Raw genomic sequence first — 782 nt, forward strand, 5'->3', positions numbered from 1 at the left:
CCCGACCGACGTGTCGGCCCTCGGTGAAGTAGGCGCGGAACAGCCGCTCGGAGAGCTCGAGCTGCAGCCCCTGATCCTTCGCGAAGTGCAGCAGCTCGTGCGCCTTCAGCGTCTTCGTGTGCTGCAGTGCCTCGAAGTCGTAGTCGAGCCCGGCATTCGCCGCGACGCCCGTCACGTGCTGCAGCATCTGCTGCACCCGGTCGGCCGGCAGGCCCTTGTGCGTCGCGAGGAAGTCGACCTCCGAGCCCTCGAAGTCGACGGGGGTGTCGGGGGCGAGCTCGAACGAGTGGTACTCGATCTCGACGTCGGGTGCGTCCGCCCCGAGGGCCGCGATGCCGCCCTCGAGATGCCGCTTGCCGATGTAGCACCAGGGGCACGCGATGTCGGACCAGATGTCGATCTTGATGGGGGAAGTCACGATGAGGCGAACGGATGCCGCGGCCGCCGTATTCCCGGCCGTCCGCGGCATCCGAGCGCCTTCACGCACGCGTGGGCACGCGGATGCCGCTCAGCGGCCGACGACGATGCGCGTGGCCTCGGCCACGACCTCGTTGTTGCGCACCGCGTCGGGCCGGTCGGTGCGGGTGAGGATGACGAGCGTGAGCGGCTCGACGCCTGGACGCCAGAGCACGCCGGCGTCGTTGACGACGCCGTACTCGCCGCCGCCGGTCTTGTCGGCGAGCTCGTAGGGCGGGGTGAGGCCGGCGCGCATCCGGGCGCCCGAGGTCGTGTTCCGGAGCATCCACTCGCGGAGCCTCGATGAGGCGAGCACGCCGGCGGCG

2 protein-coding genes are annotated in these 782 nt (G+C 70.7%); both read right to left on the reverse strand.

Annotation, left to right across the window (positions count from 1 at the left end):
* Positions 1-418: DsbA family oxidoreductase (locus tag AC1DY2_RS20285; protein ID WP_476764055.1), on the reverse strand; the 418-nt coding region annotated here is incomplete at its 3' end.
* 90 nt (positions 419-508) lie between these two features.
* A partial coding sequence (locus AC1DY2_RS20290; protein WP_476764054.1) for a serine hydrolase occupies positions 509-782 on the reverse strand: 274 nt, incomplete at its 5' end.

Source organism: Agromyces sp. P1_H4 (genome assembly GCF_056405255.1).